Origin of the sequence: Lysobacter sp. yr284 (genome assembly GCF_900107375.1) — a bacterium.
Taxonomy (GTDB): domain Bacteria; phylum Pseudomonadota; class Gammaproteobacteria; order Xanthomonadales; family Xanthomonadaceae; genus Lysobacter.
Genome location: NZ_FNPT01000006.1, coordinates 262,990 through 286,664 on the forward strand (window position 1 = coordinate 262,990; position 23,675 = coordinate 286,664).

20 protein-coding genes are annotated in these 23,675 nt (G+C 71.8%); 10 read left to right on the forward strand and 10 right to left on the reverse strand.

Annotation, left to right across the window (positions count from 1 at the left end):
• Positions 1-189 precede the first annotated feature (189 nt).
• The 10 genes from BLV01_RS12620 to BLV01_RS12665 all read left to right on the forward strand — a co-directional run bounded on the left by BLV01_RS12620 (position 190) and on the right by BLV01_RS12665 (position 12,373).
• The gene (locus tag BLV01_RS12620; RefSeq protein WP_217633502.1) at positions 190-3,603 is read left to right on the forward strand and encodes a TonB-dependent receptor; all 3,414 of its coding nucleotides are present in this window, start codon (positions 190-192) and stop codon (positions 3,601-3,603) included.
• Between the two features lie 168 nt (positions 3,604-3,771).
• Positions 3,772-4,353 (forward strand): hypothetical protein, encoded by a 582-nt coding sequence (locus BLV01_RS12625; protein WP_091799756.1) that lies wholly within the window; start codon positions 3,772-3,774, stop codon positions 4,351-4,353.
• A gap of 215 nt (positions 4,354-4,568) precedes the next feature.
• On the forward strand, positions 4,569-5,483 hold the full coding sequence (locus tag BLV01_RS12630; protein WP_217633503.1) for a hypothetical protein: 915 nt from the start codon (positions 4,569-4,571) through the stop codon (positions 5,481-5,483).
• 56 nt (positions 5,484-5,539) lie between these two features.
• The gene (locus BLV01_RS12635; RefSeq protein WP_091799759.1) at positions 5,540-6,529 is read left to right on the forward strand and encodes a hypothetical protein; all 990 of its coding nucleotides are present in this window, start codon (positions 5,540-5,542) and stop codon (positions 6,527-6,529) included.
• Positions 6,526-7,533 carry a hypothetical protein gene (locus tag BLV01_RS12640; RefSeq protein ID WP_091799762.1) on the forward strand — a complete coding sequence of 336 codons (1,008 nt, stop codon included), beginning with the start codon at positions 6,526-6,528 and terminating at the stop codon, positions 7,531-7,533. Before BLV01_RS12635 ends, BLV01_RS12640 begins: the two co-directional genes overlap by 4 nt.
• 387 nt (positions 7,534-7,920) lie before the next feature.
• Positions 7,921-8,385 carry a roadblock/LC7 domain-containing protein gene (locus BLV01_RS12645; RefSeq protein WP_139178663.1) on the forward strand — a complete coding sequence of 155 codons (465 nt, stop codon included), beginning with the start codon at positions 7,921-7,923 and terminating at the stop codon, positions 8,383-8,385.
• 110 nt (positions 8,386-8,495) lie between these two features.
• Positions 8,496-8,855 (forward strand): roadblock/LC7 domain-containing protein, encoded by a 360-nt coding sequence (locus BLV01_RS12650; protein ID WP_091799768.1) that lies wholly within the window; start codon positions 8,496-8,498, stop codon positions 8,853-8,855.
• A 163-nt stretch (positions 8,856-9,018) separates the two neighbouring features.
• Positions 9,019-9,966 (forward strand): hypothetical protein, encoded by a 948-nt coding sequence (locus tag BLV01_RS12655; RefSeq protein WP_139178664.1) that lies wholly within the window; start codon positions 9,019-9,021, stop codon positions 9,964-9,966.
• Positions 9,963-10,511, forward strand: a complete 549-nt coding sequence (locus tag BLV01_RS12660; protein ID WP_091799776.1) for a GTP-binding protein — start codon at positions 9,963-9,965, stop codon at positions 10,509-10,511. The genes BLV01_RS12655 and BLV01_RS12660 overlap by 4 nt, the downstream gene beginning before the upstream one ends.
• 254 nt (positions 10,512-10,765) lie before the next feature.
• The gene (locus BLV01_RS12665) at positions 10,766-12,373 is read left to right on the forward strand and encodes a hypothetical protein (protein ID WP_175485912.1); all 1,608 of its coding nucleotides are present in this window, start codon (positions 10,766-10,768) and stop codon (positions 12,371-12,373) included.
• A 10-nt stretch (positions 12,374-12,383) separates the two neighbouring features.
• Here the strand turns inward: BLV01_RS12665 and BLV01_RS12670 are convergent, their stop codons facing one another.
• From BLV01_RS12670 to BLV01_RS12715, 10 genes are all read right to left on the reverse strand, one after another.
• The gene (locus tag BLV01_RS12670) at positions 12,384-13,397 is read right to left on the reverse strand and encodes a DUF2268 domain-containing putative Zn-dependent protease (RefSeq protein ID WP_091799782.1); all 1,014 of its coding nucleotides are present in this window, start codon (positions 13,395-13,397) and stop codon (positions 12,384-12,386) included.
• 99 nt (positions 13,398-13,496) lie between these two features.
• Positions 13,497-14,339, reverse strand: coding sequence for an energy transducer TonB (locus BLV01_RS12675; protein ID WP_175485914.1), 843 nt, complete (start codon positions 14,337-14,339; stop codon positions 13,497-13,499).
• Positions 14,336-15,844 carry a surface lipoprotein assembly modifier gene (locus BLV01_RS12680; protein ID WP_091799789.1) on the reverse strand — a complete coding sequence of 503 codons (1,509 nt, stop codon included), beginning with the start codon at positions 15,842-15,844 and terminating at the stop codon, positions 14,336-14,338. The genes BLV01_RS12675 and BLV01_RS12680 overlap by 4 nt, the downstream gene beginning before the upstream one ends.
• 92 nt (positions 15,845-15,936) lie before the next feature.
• Positions 15,937-16,677 carry a Slam-dependent surface lipoprotein gene (locus BLV01_RS12685; RefSeq protein WP_091799792.1) on the reverse strand — a complete coding sequence of 247 codons (741 nt, stop codon included), beginning with the start codon at positions 16,675-16,677 and terminating at the stop codon, positions 15,937-15,939.
• A 142-nt stretch (positions 16,678-16,819) separates the two neighbouring features.
• Positions 16,820-19,870 (reverse strand): TonB-dependent receptor, encoded by a 3,051-nt coding sequence (locus BLV01_RS12690; protein ID WP_091799795.1) that lies wholly within the window; start codon positions 19,868-19,870, stop codon positions 16,820-16,822.
• Positions 19,871-20,113: 243 nt separating this feature from the next.
• Complete coding sequence (locus BLV01_RS12695; RefSeq protein ID WP_091799797.1) at positions 20,114-21,124, reverse strand: FecR family protein; 1,011 nt, start codon at positions 21,122-21,124, stop codon at positions 20,114-20,116.
• Positions 21,125-21,206: 82 nt separating this feature from the next.
• The gene (locus BLV01_RS12700; protein ID WP_091800042.1) at positions 21,207-21,707 is read right to left on the reverse strand and encodes a sigma-70 family RNA polymerase sigma factor; all 501 of its coding nucleotides are present in this window, start codon (positions 21,705-21,707) and stop codon (positions 21,207-21,209) included.
• Between the two features lie 158 nt (positions 21,708-21,865).
• Positions 21,866-22,189: a hypothetical protein gene (locus BLV01_RS12705; RefSeq protein WP_091799799.1), complete on the reverse strand. Its 324-nt coding sequence runs from the start codon at positions 22,187-22,189 to the stop codon at positions 21,866-21,868.
• Between the two features lie 65 nt (positions 22,190-22,254).
• A complete protein-coding gene (locus tag BLV01_RS12710) occupies positions 22,255-23,175 on the reverse strand; it encodes an NAD(P)/FAD-dependent oxidoreductase (protein ID WP_091799801.1) in 921 nt (306 codons plus the stop codon).
• Positions 23,168-23,629 carry an Rrf2 family transcriptional regulator gene (locus BLV01_RS12715; RefSeq protein ID WP_091799803.1) on the reverse strand — a complete coding sequence of 154 codons (462 nt, stop codon included), beginning with the start codon at positions 23,627-23,629 and terminating at the stop codon, positions 23,168-23,170. The genes BLV01_RS12710 and BLV01_RS12715 overlap by 8 nt, the downstream gene beginning before the upstream one ends.
• Positions 23,630-23,675: the final 46 nt, after the last annotated feature.

The following is a 23,675-nucleotide window of genomic DNA, read 5'->3' on the forward strand; positions in this document are numbered from 1 at the left end:
GCGCAGGCGCGCGCGCGTCCGTCGCGCAGCGCGGTGTTGCGGCGCAAAACAAAACTCGTCGGTACAACAAGATGCGCGACGAAATTAAATCGCGCCGCGAGGTTCGGGTTTGTCGCGGGCGCGCGTCTGTACCTAGGTAACCAGACCGCGGGCACACGCGGCGGGCCCACCGAACGAGGGGAGTAACGAATGCAATTGCGAGACCGGAAACAGTCGTTGCTGAGCGCATCGCGGCGGGGCGTGTTGTTCCTCGCGCTGCTGCCGTGCCTGGCCGCCTATGCCGGCGAGCGTTCCGCGGCGAACGCGCGCTTCGACATCCCGCAGCAGCGGCTGGACACCGCCCTGTCCGAGTACGCGCGCCAGAGCGGGACGCAATTGCTGTACGCGCCGGAGCTGGCCGCGGGCAAGACCGCGCGCGCGGTGCGCGGCGAGAAGAGCAACCGCCAGGCGCTGGAGGAACTGCTCGACGGCACCGGCCTGGGTTACGCCACCAACGCCTCCGGCGCGATCTTGATCAGCAACACCGCCGCCGGCGGCGCCGCCGCGGAGGGCGCGGCCGCCGCGCCGTCCGCCGGGGAGAAACAGGGAAACGCACCGGAGGTCGCCGAGATGGAGCCGGCGGCGGCCTCCCCGCAAGCGCAAGACGACCAACAGGCGCCGGTAGCGACCGCAAGCCCCGCTAGGAATCCCAACGCGACCACGCTCGACACCATCGTGGTGACCGCGCAGAAGAAGGTCGAGAACATCCAGAAGGTGCCGATCGCGATCAGCGCGTTCGGCGGCAAGGACCTGGGCGACCGCAAGATCGAGACCGGCGGCGACCTGGTCACCGCCACGCCCAACGTCACCTTCTCCAAGACCAACTTCGCCAGCTACAACTTCCAGATCCGCGGCATCGGCACCCAGGCGCTGTCGGTGACCACCGACCCGGCGGTGGCGGTGAGCTTCAACAGCACCCCGCTGATCCGCAACCGCCTGTTCGAGCAGGAATACTTCGACGTCGAGCGGGTCGAAGTGCTGCGCGGCCCGCAGGGCACGCTGTACGGCCGCAACGCGACCGCCGGCGTGGTCAACATGATTCCCAGCCTGGCCAGCACCGACGGCTACGAGGCCAACGTCAAGGGCGAGGTCGGCAACTACAGCACCGCGCGCGTCACCGGCATGGTCAACGTGCCGCTGACCGACAGCTTCGCCTTCCGCCTGGCCGGCCAGTACACCAAGCGCGACGGCTTCGACCACAACGAGGTGACCGGCCGCGACGTCAACGACCGCGACCTGCTGTCCACCCGGATGTCGTTCGCGTTCAAGCCCAGCGAGAAGTTCGACGCCAGCCTGGTGTGGGAGCACTTCCAGGAAGACGACCGCCGCGCGCGCACCGGCAAGCAGCTGTGCAACAACGATCCCGGCCCGGTCACGATCGGCTCGACCACGGTCTCGCGGATCGACCGCAACTACATGAGCCAGGGCTGCCAGGACGGCTCGCTGTACGGCGACAGCGCGTTCGGCGTGCCCAACGGCGCCAGCATCCCGTTCGTGCTCGGCGCGCAGAGCACGGCGATCGGCTACCTGCTCGATCCGAACGGCAACTTCATCGACACCGTCTCGATCATCAAGCCCGGCACCAATCCCTACGAGGGCGTGACCCAGTCGCACGATCTGCGCAAGATCGCCACCACCTACGATCCCAAGTTCGAAGCCAAGAACGACATCTTCCAGTTCAACCTGAGCTCGGACGTCGGCGACCACCTGCGCTTCGTCTCGCAGACCCTGTACACCCGCGACAAGTACTACTCGACCCAGGACTACGGCCGGTTCCAGTCCAACCCGATCTTCACCAACACCAACAGCGGCGTGTCGGTGTTCGGCCCGAACGGTCCGGAGCCCGCCTACAACGCGTTCCCCGACGGCAAGTACTGCGATCCGCAGCTGGGTTGCTCGGACCGCCTGCTGATCGTCGACGTGGTCGATTCCTACAGCAAGCAGTGGTCGCAGGAGTTCCGCCTGCAGTCCTCGTACGACGGCCCGTTCAACTTCAGCGTCGGCGCCAACTACCTGGAGTACAAGGTCGACGAGAGCTACTACGTCTTCAGCAACGGCTTCACCGCGCTGGCGGACCTGTTCTTCAACGGCAACGGCGCCGGCACCCGTCCGGGCGCGTGCTCGCCCTCGGGCACGCGCGTGGACCCGAACTTCGGCGAGACCGTGCCCTGCGTGTACATCGATCCCAATCCGCTGGGCTCGATCAACGGCCAGGGCCACAACTACTTCCGCAGCCGCAACCTCGCCGAGACCAAGTCCGCGGCGATCTTCGGCGAAGGCTACTTCCAGCTGCGCGACAACCTGCGCCTGACCGCCGGCGTGCGCTTCACCAACGACCGCAAGATCACCACGCCGTATCCGACCCAGACCCTGCTGGCCGATTCCACCGGCACCGCCGGCGTGCCGCAGCTGTTCGGCGGCTACGTGGGCGCCGGCTATCCGGCGCTGGCGAATATCCGCCAGACCTGGAACGAGCCGACCGGCCGGCTGGTGCTGGACTGGTCGCCGGACCTGTCGTGGACCGACAGCACGATGTTCTATGCCTCCGCCTCGCGCGGCTACAAGGCCGGCGGCACCAACTCGCCCGGCATCGGCGCCAACCCGGCCGCGCTGAGCTTCGAGCAGCGCGATCCCGAGTTCAAGCCCGAGTTCGTCAACGCCTTCGAGCTGGGCATGAAGAACGTCATGGCCGGGGGCAAGTTCGTCCTCAACGGCACGGTGTTCTACAACGACTACAAGGACTACCAGGTCTCGCAGATCCAGGACCGCGCCACCCTCAACGAGAACTTCGACGCCAAGACCTGGGGCGCCGAACTCGAAGCGGTGTGGCGGCCGACCGAGGCGTTCCAGCTCAGCGGCAACGTCGGCCTGCTGCGCACCCGCGTCGGCTCCAACCAGTACTCCATCGACGTGATGGACCGCACCGCCGGCAACGCCGACTGGGTCGTGGTCAAGCCGTGGCTGCAGCTGGCCTCGAACTGCGTCGCGCCGAAGGAACTGGTGGAGGCGGTGCTCAAGGCGCAGTACCAGCTTTCGGCGCCGTTCAACAACGCCGCCAACGTGCTCAACAGCTTCTGCTCGACCAACCTGCCGCTCAACGGCGCCGGGTTCTCGGCGGGCGGCCCCTACGACGGCGTGTTCGGCTTCACCTACGACCCGGCCAAGGACGCGCCCAACGGCGGCGCCGGCTTCGCCAAGAACGTCGGCGGCAACGAGCTGCCCAACGCGCCGCACATCACCGCCAGCCTGAGCCCGCAATACACCTTCATGACCGGCCATGGCGACTTCACCGTGCGCGCGGACCTGTACTACCAGGGGCCGAGCTGGGCGCGCATCTACCAAGACAAGATCGACCGCCTCAGCGACTGGGGCAACGTCAACGTGTCGGTCACCTGGCGCGACATCGAAAGCGATCTGGCGGTGCAGCTGTACGTCAAGAACGCGCTCGGCGGCAAGGCGATCACCGGCACCTTCCTCAACAGCGACGACACCGGCCTGACCAGCAACGTGTTCATCCAGGACCCGCGCATCATCGGTTTGACGGTGAGCAAGGGCTTCTTCTGATCCAGCGCCGCCGCCCGCTCCGGCGGGCCGGCGGCGACGCAGTCGCCTGAAACGCTGCAGACAGGCACCGCAGCTCCCAGGCAGCGCAGCCACGGCGCCGCTTCATCCGTGACAGTCCATGCGGGCCCGCACGCCCGCTTACCTCGACGCCTCACAGGAGACAACGCAATGTCCAAGCTCAAGTATTCGATCCTGGCCCTGGTTTCGGCCGCCGCCATCTGCGGCGCGACCACCGCCGCGGCCGCGCCGGGCACCTTCCTGCTCTGGAACGGCACCTCGTGGGTCAACAACGGCCAGGTGACCTTCACCGGCCGCACCACCGCCAGCTACCTGCAGCTGCAGCTGCCGTGCGACCAGGCGACCTTCGTGGTCGACGTGGTCAACGGCAACGCCAAGGTCAGCGCGGCGACCTTCGCCGGTTCCTCGGCCTGCACCAAGATCGTCGCCCAGAACCTGCCGTGGGCGATGGTGCCCGACACCGTCTACACCGGTTCCAACCCGCCGTTCCCGGGCGCGCCGACCCTCAACGGCCCGCTGTACGGGGTGACCATCAGCGGCATCCGCATCTACCTGCCGCTGCCGCTCAACGTGACCTGCCCGAACGCCACCGGCTCGGGTTCGATCAGCGGCGCGCTCGACTCCTCGTTCCCGGCCAACCGCTTCGCGTTCCAGGGCGCCCTGGGCCCGTGCGGCGTGCAGACCCAGGCCGGCTACTACCTGAGCTCGAGCGTCCCGGTCACGGTGATCTGACCACCCGTCCGCGGCGCACCACCAACCGCGCCCGGCGCGGGCCGCCTGCCCGCCGCGCTTCATGCGTGGCGCGCGCGGGCCGACGGCCCGGCAATGCGCCGGACGCGGCATGAGCCGAGACGGACTTCGGCAAGGGGGAGGAGGCTTTCCTCCCCTTTTTGTCCCGCGATCGCGCAGGGCGCGCGCCGGCGCACCCATTTTCAGGAGGATTCCCAATGCGCAAGACCTCGCTTCGCACGGCCGCACTGGCTGCGGCGCTGACGCTCGCCAGCGCGTCGTCGGCCAACGCCGGCACGCCGTCGGGCCCGTATGCGATGTTCAAGTTCTGCCCGTACACCAACCCCGCGGTCGGCAGCTGCGTAATCAACACCACCACCTCGGGCACGCTCAAGATCGGCAGCACCACCATGCCGATCGACAAGCCCATCGTGATGCAGGGCGGCATCGAGAGCCTCGGCCCGTCGCCGTTCTACGCCGCGGTCGGCGCGCCGACGCTGCAGGCGCCTCCGGGCAAGGTCCCGGGCGGACTGCTCGGCATCGTCAACCCGGCGCCGAACTGGCCGGGCCCGCTGTGGACCGCGTTCTGGGCCATCGTCGGCGCGGTCAACGACGTCAGCGCCACGATCGAACCGGTGCAGGCGGTGCAGACCAACTTCGGCAATGCGCTGTTCCCGCCGGACGACGGCAGCGACCCGACCGTGGCCCGGCTGGCGGTGCGCGTGCACCTGCAGAACCCGTTCCTGGGCGGCGGCTGCTACATCGGCTCGGCGCAGGACCCGATCGTGCTCAAGCTGCAGACCGGCACCACCGCGCCGCCGCCGCCGAACCTGCCGATCTCCGGCAACACCGGCAACGCCTACACGGTGTGGACCGACGAGCCGAACTACATCGGCTACCTGCAGGTGGACGGCAACACCCTGGTCGACAACGCCTTCGCCGTGCCCAAGGCCGGCGGTTGCGGCAATATCGCGCTGGGCCTGCCGATCATCACCCAGGTGCTCGACGCGCTGGTTTCCGGCGCGGTCAACCTCAAGGTCGGCCTGCCGGCGGCCGCCGGCACCAACACCGCGATCATGAACGGCAAGTCCTCGATCGCGGCTTCGCAGTACGTACTGGGCAGCGAGCAGTAAGGGCCATTGGCGACGACACAGCGAACCGGACGCGTTGCGGATGAAGGATGGGACGCATGACCCGTCCTTCCTCCGTCCCGCTCAAGCGCGTGCGGATCGCGGCGGCCATTGCCCTCGCTCTGGCCGCCATCGTCGCCGTGTACCTCATGGGCCGCCACCAGGGACGACTGGCGGCGCATGAGGATGCAGCGGGTCCGGTCGCCGCCGAAGGACGGGCGGCGGCCGACACCCTTGCGCCGGCTGCGGTTGCGCCGCCTGGCGCCGCGCTGCCGCCGCCGGGCGCACCGCTGCGGCGCGGGTTCGCCGCGTTGCAGGCGCGCGCCGACGCCGGCGATGCCGGCGCCGCGACGCGGCTGTACCGCGATCTCAGCCAATGCCGCCGGTTCGTGCGCCTGGAGCGCGATGTGCAGCGCTATTCCGACGAAGTGATGGCGGCCGCGGGCGGCGACGGCGCGGCTGCGCGGTCGCGGCAGGGCTCGCGCGCCGCGCTCGAAGCGGCCGAGGCCAACGAGCGCGTGCTCGACGGCCTGCGCGCGCAATGCGAAGGCGTGGACGCGGCCATGCTCGGCGCGCTCGTTCCGAATCTGCAGAAGGCGGCCTTGCTCGGCGAGCCTTACGCGCGCGCCTGCTACCTCGCGCGCGGCCCCGGCCTCGACGCCGCCGGCCTGCTCGACCATCCCGAACGCCTGTCGGCGTATCGCGGCAACGCCCGCACCCTGATCGAACGCGGCATCGCCGACGGCGACTGGCGGGTGCTCGAGCAACTGCGCGGCGCCTACGAACCCGGCGCCGACAGCCTGCTGGCGGCCGCGGTCGGCGGGGACGCGGCGCAGCGTTATCGTTACCTCAAGCTGTTCCGGCTCGGCGCGCCGGCGCAGCCGGGCGCCACCGACGAGGACCTGGCGACGGCCGCGGCCGAACTCAGCCCGACCCAACTCGCCGACGCCGAAGGCTGGGCGGCGCGTACCTTCAACCAGAACTTCCACGGCCGGCGCATCGACGCCGACGGCCCGTTGTGGGACCCCTGCGTGTTTCCTTCCGAATGAGCACCGAACCGTCTTCGCCGCCGCGTGCGGCCTCCGCCCGGCGTCGCCTGCTGCTCGCCGCCGGCATCGCCGCGGCGCTGGCGGCGGTGGTCGCCGCCTATTTCGCCGGCCGCGCGGGCGCCGGCGGCGGCGCCGCGCGTCCGGACTCGCACGTGCGCATCGCCGCCGGCGAGCCCGGCGCCGATGCCGCCGCGACCGCCGCGCCGCTGCCCACGCCGATCAAGGGCGGCATCCTGCCGGCGCCGGGCGCGCCGCTGAAGGACCACTTCGCCCAACTGCAGGCGCGCGCCAACGCCGGCGATGCCGGCGCGGCGACCCGGCTGGTGCGCGACCTCGACCGCTGCGCGCGGCTGCGCAGCACCCAATGGCGCAACGCCGGCGCCACCGAGGACCTGACCCGGCGCTCCACCGAAGGCATGAGCGCGGCCCAACTGCGCACCTATCAAACGCTGCTGGAAGCCATGGAACTGCGCCAGCAGGCCCAGCGCCAGGACCAGGCGGCCTGCGCCGGCGTCGACGAGGCCATGCTCGCCAGCCTGGTGCCCAACATCGCCCAGGCCGCCCGGCTCGGCGACGAGCAGGCGCGCGCGTGTTACCTGGAACGCGGGCCGCTGTACGACGCGCGCAGCCTGATCCGCCATCCCGACGGCCTGCGCGCCTACCGCGGCACCGCCGCCGCGCTGGTCGAGGCGGGGCTGTCCGCCGGCGACTGGCGCGTGGTCGACCTGTTGCAGCAGGCCTACGAGCCGGGCTCCAAGAGCCTGCTCGCCGGCTTGCTCGGCGCCGATCCGCTGCAGCACTACCGCTATCTCAAGCTCTACCGCCTGGGCGCGGAATCGCACCGCGCCGACCAGCTCGACCGGCAACTGGCGGCGGTGGCCACCGGCCTGAGCCCGGCCCAGCTCGCCGAAGGCGACGCCTGGGCGCAGAACACCCTCGACGCCGGCTTCAAGGGCCGCTCCACCGACGGCACGCCGCCGGGCTGGGAGGCCTGCGACTTCTGAGCGCGCGGCCGGCGCGCGCCGGCCCGGTGCGGCCCGTTCGGGTCGCGGCGTTGGGTCGCACCCGTGTTCCGACGCGTATCCGGCGCATGGTCCGGCGCGCGTGCCGGCGCCTGTTCCAGCGCGCTTTCCGCGCGTTTTCGGCGCCGATGCCTTCTCCCCGGTTTTCCGTCGCGCACCCGCGAAGCGAGCCGCGCTCGACGCCTCCGCCAGGCCCTGCCGTGCCCTGCGCCGCAGCCAATCGCCTCGGGGATAGAACAGACCCTGTAAAAACTGCAACAAACATCACATAAAAAAACGGATATAGTGTGACCAAAGTCGTATTTCTTGACCGGTCCCGGCGCCCAATGGCGTTCTAGCGGGCCGGCGGCCCCGGGGAGCGGAACTCGCATGCAGCGAACGACCATCGACATGTTGCTGGGCCGCCTGGATGCGGCCCCGCCCAGCGAAGGCGCGATACAGGAATTCCTGGCGGCGGAGTTGCAGCGTTGCTGGGAACGGGTGCCCGGAGTGCGCGCGCTGTGCGTGTCGACCGCCGACGGCCGCGCCCTGGCCGAGCGCGTCGACGGCGGCGCCGACGCCCGCCGGATCGCGGCGATGGCCAACTCCTTCCTCACCCTCGGCGAGACCCTGGCGCGCGAGATCGAACTGAGCCAGGCCGACTACGCCACCGTGTGCACCGCGCGCGGCAACCTGGTGCTGTTCCGCATCCACGCCGCCAAGCCGCTGACCCTGCTGGCGATGGCCGGCCCCGACACGCTCCTGGCCGCCTTGCTGGTCGGCGCGCGCGATTGCGCCGCGCGCATCGGCGCGGCCCTGGCCGAACGGCAGGCCGCCGTCCTGGCCGAACGCTAGTCCCCCGATCCACCCGCCCGCCGCGCCCCGCGCGGGCGGCGCCGCGCCCGCGCGGCCGCAACGCCCTCACCGCGATATCCATCGCCGTACCTACGCTCAAGGAGCACGAGATGTCGAAGTTGCAACTGGACGAACTCAACAACCTGGCCGGCTTCGTCGGCGCCGCGCTGGTCGACAGCGACAGCGGCATGTCGCTGGCCACCGCCGGCGGCGGCGGCCTGGACCTGGAAACGGCCGCGGCCGGCAATTCCGAAGTGATCCGCGCCAAGCGCCGCGTCGCCCAGCAGCTCGGCCTCAACGACACCATCGAGGACATCCTGATCAGCCTGGGCAAGCAGTACCACCTGATCCGCCCGCTGGACAGCAACCCGACCCTGTTCCTGTACGTCGCCCTGGACCGCTCGCGCGCCAACCTGGCGATGGCCCGCCACGAGCTGAAGTCGTTCGAGAAGACCCTGGATTTCAAGTGATCGGACTGCAGGCGATCGGGTCCGCGGGCGGGCTGCGCGCGGCTTGCGCGCGTGCGTGCGGCCCGCAGGCGATCGATCTTCCATGACCCGGCTTTGCGCGGCCGCGCCGACGGCGCGGCCGCGTACGCCCGCGCCGCGCCGCCCCCGCGGCGAGGAGGCACTGGTGGCATTCAAGCAGCGCTACGTGGTCGCCAGCATCGACCTCGACAAATCCCGCGACGCCCGCCTGCAGGCCGCGGGCGAGTTGCTGGCCGGCGAGCGGTTCGAGGTCGAACTGCGCAAATGGGACGGCCGGCCCGCGCAGGTGCTGGTGGTGGGCACCGAGACCAGCGCCAGCCGCATGGCGGTCGATACCGCCCTGCGCAGCGGCGTCCCGGTGGTGCGCATCGGCCGGCTGCCGTGGGATCCCGACACGGTGCGCTCGCTCGACCTGTACGCCGAGCCCGGCGAGCTGTCGGCCTGCCTGCGCGAACGCCTCGACGCGCTCGCGCCCGCGGCCGAGCCGATCGACGCGGCGGACGCGCCGTTCCTGCGGCAACTGCTGGCCGCGTCCGCGGACGGCGCCTGCCTGCTCGAGCGCGGCCTGTTCCGGCTGGTGGTCGACTTCGCCGGCGCGCGCCTGCACATGCTGCGGCGCATGCCGTACCCGGCGCTGATCGCCGAGGCGCTGGCGCCGAACTGGTTCGTCACCCCGCTGTCGCCGCGCCGCTACAGCGAAGAATTCGAGCAGGACGTGACCGCGAGCTACCCGCTGGAATCGGTGCTGTGGGACATCGCCCTGTCGCACGACGCGCCGATCGCCGACGTGCCGTCCGACCGGCCGCTGCGCCTGCGCGCGTGGCCGCTGCTGTCGGCCAACGCGTTGCCCACCCATTGGCTGTTGCCGTTGAGTTGCCTGCTCGAACGCCCCTGGGCGCTGCCGCAACTGGCCCAGGCCACCGCGACCTCCGCGCTGGAGCTCGAACGCATGTACGCTGCGGTGCTGGCCAGCGGCCTGGCCGACGCCGAGGCGGCCGCGCCCGAGCGGCGCCGCGCGCACGATGCGCAGGCGCCGGGCCTGTTGCGCCGGCTGGCGCGGCGCTTCGGCTTGAACCTGGGACGCGGGCGATGAACGACCTGATCAAACTGGCCTTCGTCGGCAACATGGGCGCGGGCAAGACCACCGCGATCCGCGCGATCTCCGACGGCGAGCCGATCAGCACCGAGATGCCGGTCAGCCACGCCGGCGAGGGCGGCAAGACCCACACCACGGTGGCGATGGACTACAGCACCATCGAGCTGGACGACGGCGAACTGCTGCACGTCTACGGCGTGCCCGGCCAGCGCTACCTCGACTTCATGTGGCCGCTGGTGTGCGAAGGCGCGGTCGGCATCGTGGTGCTGGTCGCCGCCGACGACGCCGACATGGTTGGCCAGGCCGACGGGCTGCTGCGCGAGTTCGCCCGCATCGCGCCGGCGGCCTCGTTCGCGGTCGGGGTGACCCGCGCCGACCTCAGCGACGACTTCGCCCTGCTCGAATTCCGCGACGCGCTCGGCCGCCGCGGCCACCGCCTGCCGATGGCGCGGCTGGACGCGCGCGACGCGGCGCAGGTGGAGACCTTGATCCGGATGCTGCTGTCGTACCGCTACGCCGAGTCGCGGATCAACGCGGCGTAGCCGGCGGGGCGGATCGCGCCGGCGCGATCCGGCGTCTGCGGCCTGGCGTGGCCGCGCGGCGAGCTGCGAACCGCCTGCAATTCGCAGTTCGCAATTCGCGATGTGCGGGCGCATGCGGCGGCGCGCGCGAACTGCTTCCGCCGGCCCGCTTTGCGCAGCCGCGGCGGTGCTAGGGTCCGCGGTGCCGGACCGATGCCGTCGCTCAGGGTCCGGGACAGGGGCAGTGCGAGCGTCGCCGCCGGATGCCAGGCCGCATGACTTCGCGTTTTCGATCCATCTTCGCGCTCGCCTGCGCGGCGATGCTGTCCGCCGTGGGCGCCGCCGCGCAGGCGCAAATCGCGACGCCGGAAGGCGCGCTCGACCGCGGCTTCGGCGTCGACGGCCTGTTTCTCGACGACAGCGCCGATTACGGCAAGCCCAACGCGTTCGCCGTCCAGCGCGACGGCAAGATCGTGATCGCGGCCATGGCCGGCGGCAGTCCGACCGGCGGCAACTGCCGGGTGTTGCGGTTGCGGCCCGACGGCACGCCCGATCCGGGCTTCGGCGAAGGCGGCAAGACCTGGATCGGCGATCCCGCGGGCTTCTTCGTCTGCCATTCGCTGGCGGTGCGCGCGGACGGGCGCATCGTGATCGCCGGTTACGGCGTCGGCGCGTTCGTCGCGGTGCGGCTGCTCGCCGACGGCTCGCCCGACCCGGGCTTCGGCGACCGCGGCGTCGCCCGCGCCGACTTCGCCGACCTCGGCTACGCCGAATCCGGCGCGCAGGACGCGGCGTTGCAGGCGGACGGCAAGCTGGTGATGGTCGGCGAGGCAGTCGATTACCGCGCCTCGCCGAAACGCACCCGCTTCGCGATCCTGCGCTACGGCGAGGACGGCCGGCTGGACCCCGGCTTCGGCGACGGCGGCCGGGTACTGACCGCGTTCGATGCGGTGTCGCCGACCGGCAACGCATCGGCGCATAGCGTCGCGATCCAGGCCGACGGCGGCATCGTCGCGGTGGGTTCGCTCGGCGGCGTCGCGGCCACCGGATTGGCCCGCTATCTGCCCGACGGCCGCCTGGACCCGAGCTTCGGCGACGGCGGCCGTTACGCCGCCTACAGCGACGAACTCAGGCCCGGCGGACGCTTGCTCGCGGTGCAGGCCGACGGCCGCCTGCTGCTGATACGCGGCACCCGCGAAGGGCAATACCAGACCGTGGTGCGCCATTTGAGCGACGGCCGTATCGATCCGTCCTTCCAGCAACTGCGTTATCTCGAACTGATCGACGCGCTGAAGCAGCAGGCCGACGGCCGCATCCTGGTGGTCGGCAGCAGCGGTTGGCCGGGCCTGCGCCGGCCCGAGCTGCTGCGCCTGAACCACGACGGCACGCGCGACGAAGGGTTCGTGCGCGAACCCTTCGGCTTCGTCGACGGCGGCGACTATTACCAGGGCGCCGCGGTCCTGCCCGGCGGCAAGATCCTGCTGCTGGCCGAATCGTTGCGGCGCGACGGCGGCGGCCGCGGCACCCTCGGGGTGGCGCGGCTGCGGGCGCGGACGCATTGCATCGTCGATGCGTTCGACCCAGGCCGTTTCCTGGGTTTCAGCCCCGAGGGTTGGTTCGCGGCGGCGGGACGCGGGCGCGAGGGCCGCGCGTTCGGCGCGCTCGGCCGCGGCCGCGCGAGCGAAGTGCCGGCGGCCCGGTTGCATCTGTTCCAGGCCCGCGCCGTCGCCGGCGTCGACGCCGATGCGGCGGTGTTCGCCGCCGAACCCGGGCAGGGCTGGGGCCTGGGCCGGGTGCGCGCGGCCGCGCCGGACGCTACGCGATTCGCGATCCTGGACCCGCGCCTGGACGATTCGGCGTGCAGCGCCGGCGGCGGGCGCTGAGCGCGCGGGCTCAGCGCGCGGGCGCTGCGGCCCGCGCGGCGGCGTCGAGTTCGGCCTTGGAATAGAAGCCCGAGCGCTGCACGAACGCCTCCACCGCGGCCTGGTCGGTGCAGTCTAGCTCGACGATCTCGCGCAGCGCGCGCTGCGGATCGGCGGCGCGCGCGTAGTAGTCGCGCACGATCGCATAGCCCATGTAGTAGCCCAGGTCGCGCACGCCGTAGCGCGGGTCGGGCGCGTTGTAGAGCCACTTGTCGTAGGAGGCGGCGTACATCTCGGCGCGGAAGTCGCGCTTGAGCCGGGCCTCGTTGCGCGGGCCGTAGTCGACGTAGTCCAGCGGCGGCAGCCGGCCGGCGACGCGCTCGGCGACGAAATCGGCCGCGCCTTCGTACACCGCCTGCGCCAGCAGGGTCGGCCCCGGGCCTTTCTGCTGGGTGTGCACGTACTCGTGCACCAGCAGCAGCGGCAGGCCCAGGCTGGGGCGGGTGGCGAAATAGCGGCTCAGGTTGCTGCGGCGGGCGTCGGCCATTTCCGAGACATCCGCCTCGGGGCCGCCGCCGGCCAGCTCCGCGCCGATCAGCACCTTGTCGCCGAGCGTGGTGCCGCTGGAGTTGAGGCAGCCGATGGCGAAATAGATCGTCGCCGGCCGCAGCGGCGGATACAGCGCGCGCAGTTTCTCGATCCGCTGCGGGGCGTCGGCGGTCTTGCCCGCCAGCGCCAGGGTGCCGGCGCGAATCGAGGCCCAGAACTTCGGATAGCGCTCGATCGCCTGCAGATAGCACTCCGGCGTATAGCCCTTGGCCTGCATGAACGCCTGCAGGCCGGGCGTGCCGGGCTCGATGTAGTCGCGCAGCAGGATGCGGCGCTGCTCGGCGGGGTCGGCGCTGGCGCGGATCGCGTCGTAGGCGGTCCAGAAGCGGGGAATGTCGGAGGTTTCGAGGCGATGCGCCTGCGCGGCCGCGCTCGGTGTTGCGAGCAGTCCCGCCACCGCGCAGCACAGCGCGGCGCCCCACGTCCTGATGTTCATCGTCCTGCGACTCCCGACCGCACCGCATTCCCGGTTGCGCCAACGATGGTGCCCGCGCCGCGCGCCGCGACGCAGGGCCGGAAGTCATGGCGCGCGGCTTCAGCGCGCGATGTAGAAATCGACCGGCACCACCACCTCGACCGGATCGCCCAGCTCCGCCGGCGGCGCCGGCACCGGGCCGGCGCGCTGCGCGACCGCGAGGGCTTCCTCGTCCAGGCCCGGGTAACCGCTGGACGCTTCGATGCGGGCGGCGCGCACGCGGCCGTCGCCGGCGACGCTCATGCGCAACTGGGCCACGCCTTGTTGGTGCAGGCGGCGGGCCTGGCGCGGGTAACGCTTGAAGCGCTCCAGGTGGCCGAGCAGCAATTGCTGCCAGTGCCGCGGGACTTGCCGGCCGGCGCCGGCGGCGTCTTGAGCGGCGGCGTAGCGCGGCGCCGGCACGGCAGCGACGGTGGGCGGCGCCGATGCGCTGGCGGCGGCCTGGTCTTGCGCGGCGGGTTGTTCGGCGGGCGCGCTGGACGCGGCCGGTTGCGGCGCGCTGGCGGTTTCGCCCAGCGCTTGCGGCGGTTGCGGCAACGGCCGGTCGCGCGCGACTTCGCGCGGCGGCCGCGCGCGGCTCGCCGCGCGTTCGGGCTGCGCCGGCCCTGGCGGCAGGTCCAGCGCCGGCACCGGCGGCGCTTTCGGCAGCAGCGACAGTTCCAGCACCACCGCGGCCGCGGGCGGCGTCGGCGGCAGCGCCGGCGCGGGCGTGCGCAGGTGCAGCAGCGCGGCCAGCAGCGCGGCGTGCACGACTGCGGTGACCGCCACGCCGCCGAGCCAGGGGTCGCGTTCGCGCGCGGCCGGGCGCGGCGCCTGCGCGTGCGGCCGCGCACGATGCAGCGCGCGCGAGCAGGTGCGCGCCGGCCGCGCGGCGGCGGCCGCTTCCAGCGCGGGCGCGCTCAAAACGCGCGCTCCAGCTTGAGGCTGACGCTGTCGCGGTCGTAGGCGTACAGCCAATCGATCGAACTGGCGGTGCGGTTGCGCTTGAAGGTCAGGCTCGGGGTGAAGCCGGCGAACGCCAGCCGCGGCAGGCGCACGATCGCGGTGGCGTTGAATTCGTCGTCGCGGCGGCGGGCCTGGAAGGTCGGGTTCCACTCGTCGTGGGTACGTTTGCGCAGCGAGGCGAACAGCAGCAGCGACACGCCGGCGTCGAACTGCTTGGACAGGCCCAGGCGCGCGCCGCGCTGCAGGTAGGCCTCGGTGTCGCGGCGGGTCTCGCGCCGGGCCAGGTCGAGGCCGCCGAACAGCAGCCACTGCTGCGGCAGCGCGCGCCACAGCGTGGCGTAGACCGCGGTGGTCGGCCCGTCGTAGCCGGCCAGGTCGCTGCGGCGATAGCGCATGCGCTTGTGGTCGCCTTCCAGCTTGAACAGCCAGCGCGGCGAGATCGTCCAGGTCCAGTCCGCGCGCGCGCCCCAGGCGGCGTACAGGCTGCGCTGGCCGAACGCCGAATACTCGAACTGCGGCGCGGCGGTGAACGCGTGGCGCGCGCTGGCGTAGGAATAGCCGGCGCTGGCGCTGGCGGTGGTCTCGTTGTAGCCGCTGTGGCCGCGGTAGGAATAGCCGTACAGCAGCGAGCGCAGGTACAGGCCGTGGTGGCCGCGCAGCGGCTGGCGCCGGGTCAGGCCGGCGTCGAAGTCCAGGCCGCCGCCTTCGATCGCCGCCGGCAGGGTGCGCTCGATCGCGCACTGGCCGTCGGGCGCGGCCAGCAGGCAGGTGCGGCTGGCCGAGGACTGGTTGAGGTTGTCGTTCCAGGTCGGCCCGAGCGCGAAGCTGCCGTGCCAGCCGCGGCGGTTGCGCAAGGCGCGCAGGAAGGTCTCGACCGTGCGGCGCACGCCGGCGGTCTTGGCGTCGCCGGCGTCGAGCGCTGCGGCGATGGCCCCGAAGCGCTGCTCGGCCTCGGGGTCGAGCTGGTTCTCGAACAGCACCCGCGCCAGTTCCAGTTGCGCGGGCAGGAAATCGGCCTGCAGTTGCAGCAGCGCGCGGTAATCGCGTTCGGCGCCGCGCAGGTCGCCGTCGGCGCGCGCCAGCGCGCCTTGCGCATACAGTTCGAGCATGCGGTCGCGCTGCGGCAGCGCGCGATAGCGTTGCAGCAGCGGCCGCGCCTGTGCCCAGCGGCGCGCGCTGACGGCCTGGTAGAGCGCGGCGGCGACGGCATCGGGATCGCCCGGATCGAGATCGGCGAGCGCGGCCGCGTCGGTTTGCGCGGCGTTCTCGTCTTCGAGCAGGGCGCGTTCGCGTTCGGCCTGGCGCTGTTCCAGGCCGTGGTCCAGGCGCAGGCGGGTGTCGTCGCGGTCCTGGGCGGAGTTCTGCGCGGGCGCGGCGAAAGAAAACAGGCACAGCGCCAGGCCGGCAGCGAGGCCGGCGGCGCGCGCGGCGGTCGCGCTGGATACGGTTCGGTAAGGCTTCATCGTCGCCCGCCGGAACCGCGCCGCCGCCTCCCTGCGGCGACGCAGCGGCCCGCGGCCGGCGAACCGGCCGCGGGCCTTCACCGGCGAATCCCTCAGGGATTCTTGGTGCCGCCGAAGGCGGTGTCGTACAGGCGGTCGTCGAAGCGGGTCACGCCGGCCAGCGCGGCCGCGTTGGCGCCGAAGAACTGGCCGCTGACGCCGCCGGTGGCGACGGTGGCGCCGCCGACCGTGGCGCTGGCGCCGCTGCCGCTGAAGCCGGTGCCGCTGATCGCCGCGGTGCCGATGTCGACGGTGAGGGTGCCGTTGCTGAGGCTGCCGCTGAGCTGGTTGGCGCCGAAGTTGGCGTTGAAGGTGCCGTTGAGCTTGTTGGCGCCGTTGTACTGGTTCAGCCCGGCCACGGTGTAGGTGGCGGTGCCGGAGGCCGGTACGGTGGTGCCGGCGTTGTCGCCCGCGTAGTAGACGGTGTGGGTGCCGTCGGTCGGCGCGCTCTGCGACCACTCGCCGAAGTAGACGTTGTGGCCGGCGATCTTGGCGAAGTGGAACACGCCCATGCCGCTGTGGGTCGGCGGGGTGATCGGCGAGACCAGGCTGGAGACGCCGTTGGCGTCGGCCGGGGCGAAGGTCTGCAGCGCCTGGAAGTCGACCTTGCGGTCGGTGCCCATGGTGTACACGCCGATGCCCGGACGGCCGGCGATGTGCGGGCCGGCGTTGACGGTGGACACGCCGGCTTCGACGTAGGTGTTGTCGCTCTGGTCGCCGACCACGGCGGCCTGGGCGACGCCGGCCAGCGAGGCCAGGGCGAGGGCGGACAGGGTGAGGCTCATGCGCTTCATGTGGAACTCCTTTGAATGATTGGAACGAGGGATGAACTTTGGCTAGAGCGCGCGATGCGCCCGGTCGCTCATCCATTGCTTCGTGCGCAACAGATTCGTGGGTGCGCCGTCCCTGGCGCGGCGCGCCGCCGCGGCGGCGTCTTCAGAACTTGGCGGTCAGGCTCAGCTTCAAGGTCCGGCCCGGCGCGGCCATCGCCGAGCGGGTCAGCGGATCGACGTAGTACAGGTCGCCCAGGTTGGTGCCGACCAGCTCCAGCGCCAGCGCGTCGCTGACCCGGTAGTTGACGTAGGCGTCGTAGGTGGTGATGCGGTCCCAGGCCAGCGGCACGTTGAAATACGCGCCCAGGCGCTGTTCCTGGTAGAGGTCGTAGTCGCCGTTCTCGTAGCCGCTGTGGTGGACCACGCGCGCGCCGACTTCCAGCCGGCGCTCGAGGAAACGGCCGCCGAGGGTCCAGTTCGCCGACAGCTTGGGCAGCGCCTGGGTGATCAGATAGCCGCCGACGAAGCCGGCCTGCACGCAGTCGGGCACGCCGATGCGGCCGGTGGGATCGTTGATCGCCGCCACGCTCTCGTCGCAGACCTCGTTCTCCAGATTGCGCGCCACGCTGAGGTCGCTGAAGAAGCGGCCGTTGTCGTAGCGGCCCTGGAATTCCAGCCCGCGCAGGGTCTGCTTGTCGAGGTTGGAGAACTGCAGCTGGCCGCTGCGTTCGATCACGTTGCGGGTCTGGTGGTGGTAGTAGGTCAGCTTGAGGTCGGCGTAGTCGGCGCCCAGCGCGCGGCTGAAGTCGTGCACATAGGCCAGCTCGTAGTTGTAGGCGCGCTCGGGCTTGAGCGGCGCCACCGGCAGCGCGGCGGAGAAGCCCAGCGTGCTTTCGAACATGCTCGGGTAGCGCCGCGCCTGGCTGTGGCGGAAGTACAGCCGCGCGTTGTCGCTGACGTTGAAGGTCGCTGCCACCGTCGGGGTCCAGCCGCTGCCGTCGTGGTGCTGCGCCTGCTGTTGCAGGAACAGCGGCTGCAGCGAGGCGCTGGCGCGGCCGTAGTCGGTGCCGTCGAGGCTGCCGTTGAGGAAGACGTTGTCGGCGCGGCGGAAGCGGCCGTTCGCGTCCGGACGCCAGTCCGGGGCGACGTTGCGCACGGTGTAGGTCGCCTGTTCGATCTGGGTCGCCACCACCTGCGGGGTCCAGCCGAAACGCTCGGCGTTGCGGCGGATGGTCGCGATGCGCGCGTCCAGCGCGGTTTGGCTCATGCGCGGGTCGCGGGTGAAATAGGTCATCGCGTAGCGCTGCGGGAACAGCACCTGGCCCAGGCGGGTGTCGCCCTTGGCCAGCTGATCGGCAAGGAAATCGTCGAACGCCCAGTACGACTGGTGGCGCGCGCCCGCGCTCAGGCTCAGCCGCTCGCTCGCGCGCCAGTCCAGCTTGAGGCTGAAGTCGCGCTCCTCGCGCCGGCCGGCGCGCGGGAACATGCGCCAGCCGTCGGCGACGCCGTTGTACTCGTCGTCCGAGCGCAGCGTCTCGTGCTGGTAGTTGAAGCCGACGGTGAGGTCCAGGTCGGAACGCAGCGCGCTCTTGTTGCTGAAGGTCAGGCCCTTGCGGTCGTGGTGGGCGTTGGCCAGCGCGGTGTTGCGCAGCAGCGGGTCGTCGAAGGTCGCCCAGTTCGGAAAGCCGCCGGCGCTGTAGGTGTCGCTGAGCGTGCGCGTGGTCCACAGGTTGGCGTAGACGTCGAACCAGCGCCCGCCGGGCTGCCACTTGTACTCCAGGTTGTAGGCCTTGGCCTCGACCTTGCTCAGCGGCCACTGCGGCGCGCCGGTGTCGGTGGTGTCGCGCCAGGAGATGCGCGTGGGCAGGATCTCGCCGTAGTCCGAGCGGGTGTCGCGAAACCCGAACTTCAGGGTCTGGCGTTCGCTGGCGCGCAAGGTGGCCTTGAACAGCCACGACTCCATCTCGCTGGAGGTGTTGGGCACCTCGTCGCCGGGATGGTAGAAGCGCGCCAGGCTGGTGATGTAGTTCAGGCTCTTGGCCGGATCGTAGGGCCGGGCGTAGAAATCGCCGCCGTTCTCGCCGGAGAAATGGTTGCCCTTCTTGCGGTAGGCGTAGGCGGCGAGCAGGTCGAAGCGCTCCTCGCGCAGGCCCAGCGCCAGGCGCATGGCGTGGTCGTCGCCGGCGATCGGGTCGTTGCCGCCGCTGCTGCGCACCGGCTTGTACAGGGTGGGGTCGTAGTAGGTCGCCTGCGGATTGCTCGGGAAGCCGGGAATGGTGCGGTAGTCCTGGCCGGTGGACAGCCGCGGCAGGCGCGGGTCGGTCGCGTTGTCGCTGCTCTCGGCCTTGAACTCGCCGCCGAAGCGCTCGCCGGGCTTGAGGATGTCGGCCACGTCGAGGGTGTTGACCACCACCGCGCCGCCGATCGAACTGCTGACGTTGCGGGTGAGGTTCGGCCCCTTGATCACCTGGATGCCGCCGATCAGGTTGGGATCGATGTAGTTGCGGTTGTTGGCGCCGTTGTAGCCGCGCCAGACGGTGAGCGCCTGCTCGGTGCCGTCGATGGTCAGCGGGACCCGGCCCGGGCCCTGGATGCCGCGGATGTTCGGGTCCAGCGCGCCGCTGTTGCGCGCATCGCCGCTGTAGACGTTGAGCATGCCCTTGAACACGTCGGCCGGCGCGGCGCCCTTGTAGCGCTCGATCTGCGCCTTGCCGGCGTAGACGGTGGACAGGTCGAGGTCGTAGACCTGGTCGTAGCCGCGTTCGTCGCGCTGGGACGCGTCGTCGTAGGCGGCCGCGCCGACGCTGAGCGTGTCGGTCGTCAGCGGCGCATCGCCGCCCTGCGCGCGCGCCGCGGCCTTGCGCAGCACCACCGTGCCGGCGCCGCTGCGCTGCGCGCCCAGGCCGGTGCCGGCGAGCAGCGCGCGCAGCGCCTGCGCATCGTCGTAGTCGCCGTGCAGCGGCGCCGAGCGCAGGCCTTCGCCTTCGGCGCTGTCGAACACCACCTGCACGCCGCTGATCCGGCTGTACTGGCGCAGGGCCGCGGCCAGCGGCTGCGCCGGGATCTCGTAGCGGCGCACGGCGGGCGCTAGCTGCGCGGCCGGCGCCTGCGCGCCGGCGACGGGAACGCACAAGCCGGTCAGGGCCAGGTGGATGCAGGCCGCCAGCGCGAGGCGCGCGGACGGCCGCCGGCGGCGGGCCGGGGCGAAGGACATGCAACGAACTCCTCAAGTCGGATCGGAGCCCACTGCCGCGGCCGGAACGATCGGCGCGGATGTGAGCGGCGTTTGGCTTGAGAAGCGATGCGCGTCTCGCGGCTACGAACTACAGGACGACGGCCGTGCGCGCTTACCCAACCCCGCGGCGGGGTTTTTTCGAACGCGGTCGTGCGGCGGGCGTATCTCGACCGGGTCGTCCCAGTCGAGACGGCTCAGTCGAGCCGGTTCAATCGCGCCGGCTCAATCGCGCGGCGGCCGCACCAGCAAGGCGCCGCCCGGCAGCCGTTGCACGCGCAGGTTCGCGCGCTGCGCCACCGCGGCGATGGCCTCGTCGCTGCGGTCGGCGCGCAGGCTGGCGCTGATCCGCGGCGCGCGTTCGAACGATCCCAGCGTCCACACCGGCGCGCTGCGGTAGCGGGCGATGCGGTGCAGCGCCTCGTCGGCGCGCACCGCGTCGAACGCCAGTTCGCCCTGGCGCCAGCCGGCGATGTCGGCCGTCGCCGTCGCCTGCGGCGCCGTCGGCGCGCGGCCTTCGGCGTAGCTCGCCGTCTGGCCGGCGGCGACGCTGACCGGCGCGGCGCCGCCGGAATCGACTTCGACCAGGCCCTCGCTGACCGCGGTGTACACGCCGGTTGCGCGCCGGCTCACTTCGAACGCCGTGCCGATGTCGCGCACGCTGCCGCCGAGCGCGTCGACCCGGAACGGCCGCGCGTCGCCGTGCGCGACCTGGAACCAGGCGTTGCCGCGCAGCAGTTCGATGCGGCGTTCGCGTCCGTCGAAGTCCACCGCGACCGCGGAGTCGGCATCGAGCGCGAGCCGCGAGCCGTCGGCGAGGGTGTAGCGCGCCGCGGCGATGCCGGTGCGGTAATCCGCGCGCAGGCTCAGGGCCAGGGTCGGCGCGGCGGCGACGACAGCCGCCAGGCAGGCGGCGCTGGCCAGGCCCCAGGCCGCGAGGCGCCGGCGCGCTCGCCGCGGGCGCGCGGCGAAGGCAGGACGCGGCGCCGCGGTGGGCGAAGCCGGCGCGGATTCGAACGCGTCGCGCATCGACCCCAGCGCGTGCCACAGCTCGCGTTGCCGCGCGAACGCCTGGCGGTGCGCGGGGGGGCGCCGCCAAATCTCGAAGGCGGCCAGCTCGGCCTCGTCGATCTCGCCCGAGGCCAATCGCGCCACCCAGGCGCGGGCCTGCCCGGCGGGGTCGTCGCTGCCGGGGTAGGGCGGGTCGGTCGGATCGGTGTGCGCGGACGGGGTCATGCGGTGGCGGAAGCTGCCTGGACTTGGATGAGGACGAACGCCGCGCGGCCTTACCCAACCCCCCGCCGCGGCGCCGGCCGGTTCAGCCGCCGCTGCGGGCCTGGTCGAGCAGGCGCAGCGCGCGCTGGATGTGTTTTTCCACCGTGGTCGAGGACACCCCCAGCAATTGCGCGATCTCGCGCTGGGTCAGCCCTTCGAAGCGGTTGAGCATGAAGATGCGCTTGCTCGGCTCGGGCAGCGCGCGCGCCGCGCGCGCGACCCGCTCCAACTCGTCGCGCGCCAGCGCCACCCGCGCGGTGTCGGGGGTTTCCTCTTCTTCCAGGCAGGCCGCCGCAGCCTCGCGCAACTTGCGCCGGCGCGCCTCGCTGCGGCCCTGGTCCACCGCGTGATGGTGGGCGAGGCGATAGAGATAGTTGCGCGCATCCGCGATCGGCGGCTCGCCGGCCACCGCGATGACCTTGAAGTACATCGATTGCAGCGCGTCCTCGGCGGTGGCCCGGTCCAGGTAGCGGCCGAGGTAGCGCAACAGCCGCTCGCGCTCGGTGACCAGCAGCGAGGTGAGGACAGCGGCGTTGGAAGGCATCGTCTCGGCGCGCGGCCGTCGGGCGCGGCCCATCTGCAGGAATCGGAGTCGCCGCGACTCTAGCTCAAATGATAACGATTGTCATTTGCGGCTTTGGTTGGACCGGCGTCGCTTGCCACGCGCTCGCGCGGCCGTACCAGCCCGTGCGAGCGGCTTCTTCAGGCCGCGCGCGCCGCTGCGGGCCAGTCGATCGCAAGTTCCGCGCGCACCGCCTCGCCCTGGCCGCTGAGCCAGCGCGCCACCCAGCCCGCCGCCGCCGCATCGGTGCGGAACGGTCGGCTGACGTGGTCCTTGAGCCCGAGGTGGCGACGGATCGTGGCGATCGCGCCGTGCCCGTCGCGGGCCGGGGTGACCGTGGCCAGCCAGGCCTCGCAGTCCTCGTCGGGTACCGCGACCAGGTGCGAGGGGAAGATCGAGCCGGCGAAGGGGGCCTCCCAGTGGAACCCGGGCGGCAGCTCGTGCAGGGGCGAGTGAGTGTCCATGGCGCGGACGCTAGAACGCCCGCGTCTCGCGAACTAAGACGCGCCGCGCGCGGCGGACGCGCAGTTCAGGCCGCCAGCGGCTGGAACACCAGCGCCTGGTGCGCCGACGCGCCGGCGGTGACGCCGTCGGACGCGGCCCAGGTCGCGTTGTGCATCGGCCGGGCGATGTCGCCGGCGGCGTACACGCCGGCGACCGTGGTCTGGCGGCTGTCGTCGGTGCGGATCACCGGCCCCATCGGGCCTTCCTCGATGGCGCAGCCGAGTTGCTCGGCCAGCGCACTGTTCAAGCGCGTGCGGCCGGCGATGAACAACGCGTCGATGGCGACCTCGCGGCCGTCGCCCAGGCGCAGCGCCGACAGCGATTGTTCCGCGCCCAACAGTTCGGCGATCGGCGCCGGTTCGATCGCCACGCCGCGCTGCGCCAATTGCGCGGCGACCTGCGCGTCCGGCGCCGGCTCGCCGTTGAGGTAGAGCGTGGTCGGGCCCCAATCGGCGACCAACAGCGCCTTTTGCGCGGAAAAACTGGCCGACTGCAGCACGCCCAGGCGCCGGCCGGAGAATTCGTAGCCGTGGCAGTACGGGCAATGCAGCACGCTCTTGCCCCAGCGTTCGGCCGCGCCGGGCAGCTGCGGCAGCACGTCGTTGACGCCGAAGGCCAGCACCAGCTTGCGCGCGGCGAGCACGCTGCCGTCGGCGGCGGCGACTTCGAACCCGCCGTCGATGGCGGCCGCGCGCACCGCTTCGGCGGCGATGACGCGGGCCGAGGGATAGCGGCGCAGTTGCGCCTGCGCGGCGGCGACCAGGGTGCGCGGGTCCTCGCCGTCGCGGCTGAAGAACCCGTGCGCGGCGTCGGCGAAACGGTTGCGCGGGCGGCCGGCGTCGAGGATGCGCACCGAGCGGCGCGCGCGCGCCAGCTGCAGCGCGGCGGAGAGTCCGGCGAAACTGCCGCCGATCACGATGGCGTCGAGCAGGGAATCGTCAGTCATGGGCGTGCTCCAGGTCGATGGTGTGTCCGGCGGCGACCACGCCGGCGTGGAAGTCGGCGCTCAGCGCGGCCAGGGTCACGCCGCCGAAGCGTTCGAGCAGCAGCGACTGGGCCGCGTCGAAGGCGCCGTCGAGGGCGTGGTTGACCGCTTTCTCGACCAGGCAGTGCGGGTTATCGCTGCGATGGCCGAGCGCGAACAGGCCGGGCGCGCCGATGCCGCGGTAGATGTCGAGCAGGGTGATGGCGTCGAGCGGGCGGGCGATGCTCCAGCCGCCGCCGTGGCCCTTCTCCGAGCGCACCAGCCCGGCCTCGCGCAGGCCGGCCATGGTCCGGCGCACGACCACCGGGTTGGTGCGCATCGCCCGGGCCAGGATTTCCGAAGTGACCGGACGCGGCGACTCGGCCATGTGCAGCAGCACGTGGAGGACGCCGGAGAGGGTGCTGTTGGATTTCATGGAACTAATGATGTTACGTGATGCGGGGCATTGTCAAACCGGGCGA

Excerpts from the sequence above, each read along its gene's own strand:
- BLV01_RS12690 (WP_091799795.1), bottom strand. The coding sequence starts at position 19,870 with ATGTCCTTCGCCCCGGCCCGCCGCCGGCGGCCGTCCGCGCGCCTCGCG.
- BLV01_RS12645 (WP_139178663.1), top strand. The coding sequence starts at position 7,921 with ATGCAGCGAACGACCATCGACATGTTGCTGGGCCGCCTGGATGCGGCC.
- BLV01_RS12620 (WP_217633502.1), top strand. The coding sequence starts at position 190 with ATGCAATTGCGAGACCGGAAACAGTCGTTGCTGAGCGCATCGCGGCGG.
- BLV01_RS12670 (WP_091799782.1), bottom strand. The coding sequence starts at position 13,397 with ATGAACATCAGGACGTGGGGCGCCGCGCTGTGCTGCGCGGTGGCGGGA.
- BLV01_RS12715 (WP_091799803.1), bottom strand. The coding sequence starts at position 23,629 with ATGAAATCCAACAGCACCCTCTCCGGCGTCCTCCACGTGCTGCTGCAC.
- BLV01_RS12710 (WP_091799801.1), bottom strand. The coding sequence starts at position 23,175 with ATGACTGACGATTCCCTGCTCGACGCCATCGTGATCGGCGGCAGTTTC.
- BLV01_RS12630 (WP_217633503.1), top strand. The coding sequence starts at position 4,569 with ATGCGCAAGACCTCGCTTCGCACGGCCGCACTGGCTGCGGCGCTGACG.
- BLV01_RS12660 (WP_091799776.1), top strand. The coding sequence starts at position 9,963 with ATGAACGACCTGATCAAACTGGCCTTCGTCGGCAACATGGGCGCGGGC.
- BLV01_RS12650 (WP_091799768.1), top strand. The coding sequence starts at position 8,496 with ATGTCGAAGTTGCAACTGGACGAACTCAACAACCTGGCCGGCTTCGTC.
- BLV01_RS12665 (WP_175485912.1), top strand. The coding sequence starts at position 10,766 with ATGACTTCGCGTTTTCGATCCATCTTCGCGCTCGCCTGCGCGGCGATG.
- BLV01_RS12695 (WP_091799797.1), bottom strand. The coding sequence starts at position 21,124 with ATGACCCCGTCCGCGCACACCGATCCGACCGACCCGCCCTACCCCGGC.
- BLV01_RS12685 (WP_091799792.1), bottom strand. The coding sequence starts at position 16,677 with ATGAAGCGCATGAGCCTCACCCTGTCCGCCCTCGCCCTGGCCTCGCTG.
- BLV01_RS12700 (WP_091800042.1), bottom strand. The coding sequence starts at position 21,707 with ATGCCTTCCAACGCCGCTGTCCTCACCTCGCTGCTGGTCACCGAGCGC.
- BLV01_RS12640 (WP_091799762.1), top strand. The coding sequence starts at position 6,526 with ATGAGCACCGAACCGTCTTCGCCGCCGCGTGCGGCCTCCGCCCGGCGT.
- BLV01_RS12680 (WP_091799789.1), bottom strand. The coding sequence starts at position 15,844 with ATGAAGCCTTACCGAACCGTATCCAGCGCGACCGCCGCGCGCGCCGCC.
- BLV01_RS12705 (WP_091799799.1), bottom strand. The coding sequence starts at position 22,189 with ATGGACACTCACTCGCCCCTGCACGAGCTGCCGCCCGGGTTCCACTGG.
- BLV01_RS12635 (WP_091799759.1), top strand. The coding sequence starts at position 5,540 with ATGACCCGTCCTTCCTCCGTCCCGCTCAAGCGCGTGCGGATCGCGGCG.
- BLV01_RS12625 (WP_091799756.1), top strand. The coding sequence starts at position 3,772 with ATGTCCAAGCTCAAGTATTCGATCCTGGCCCTGGTTTCGGCCGCCGCC.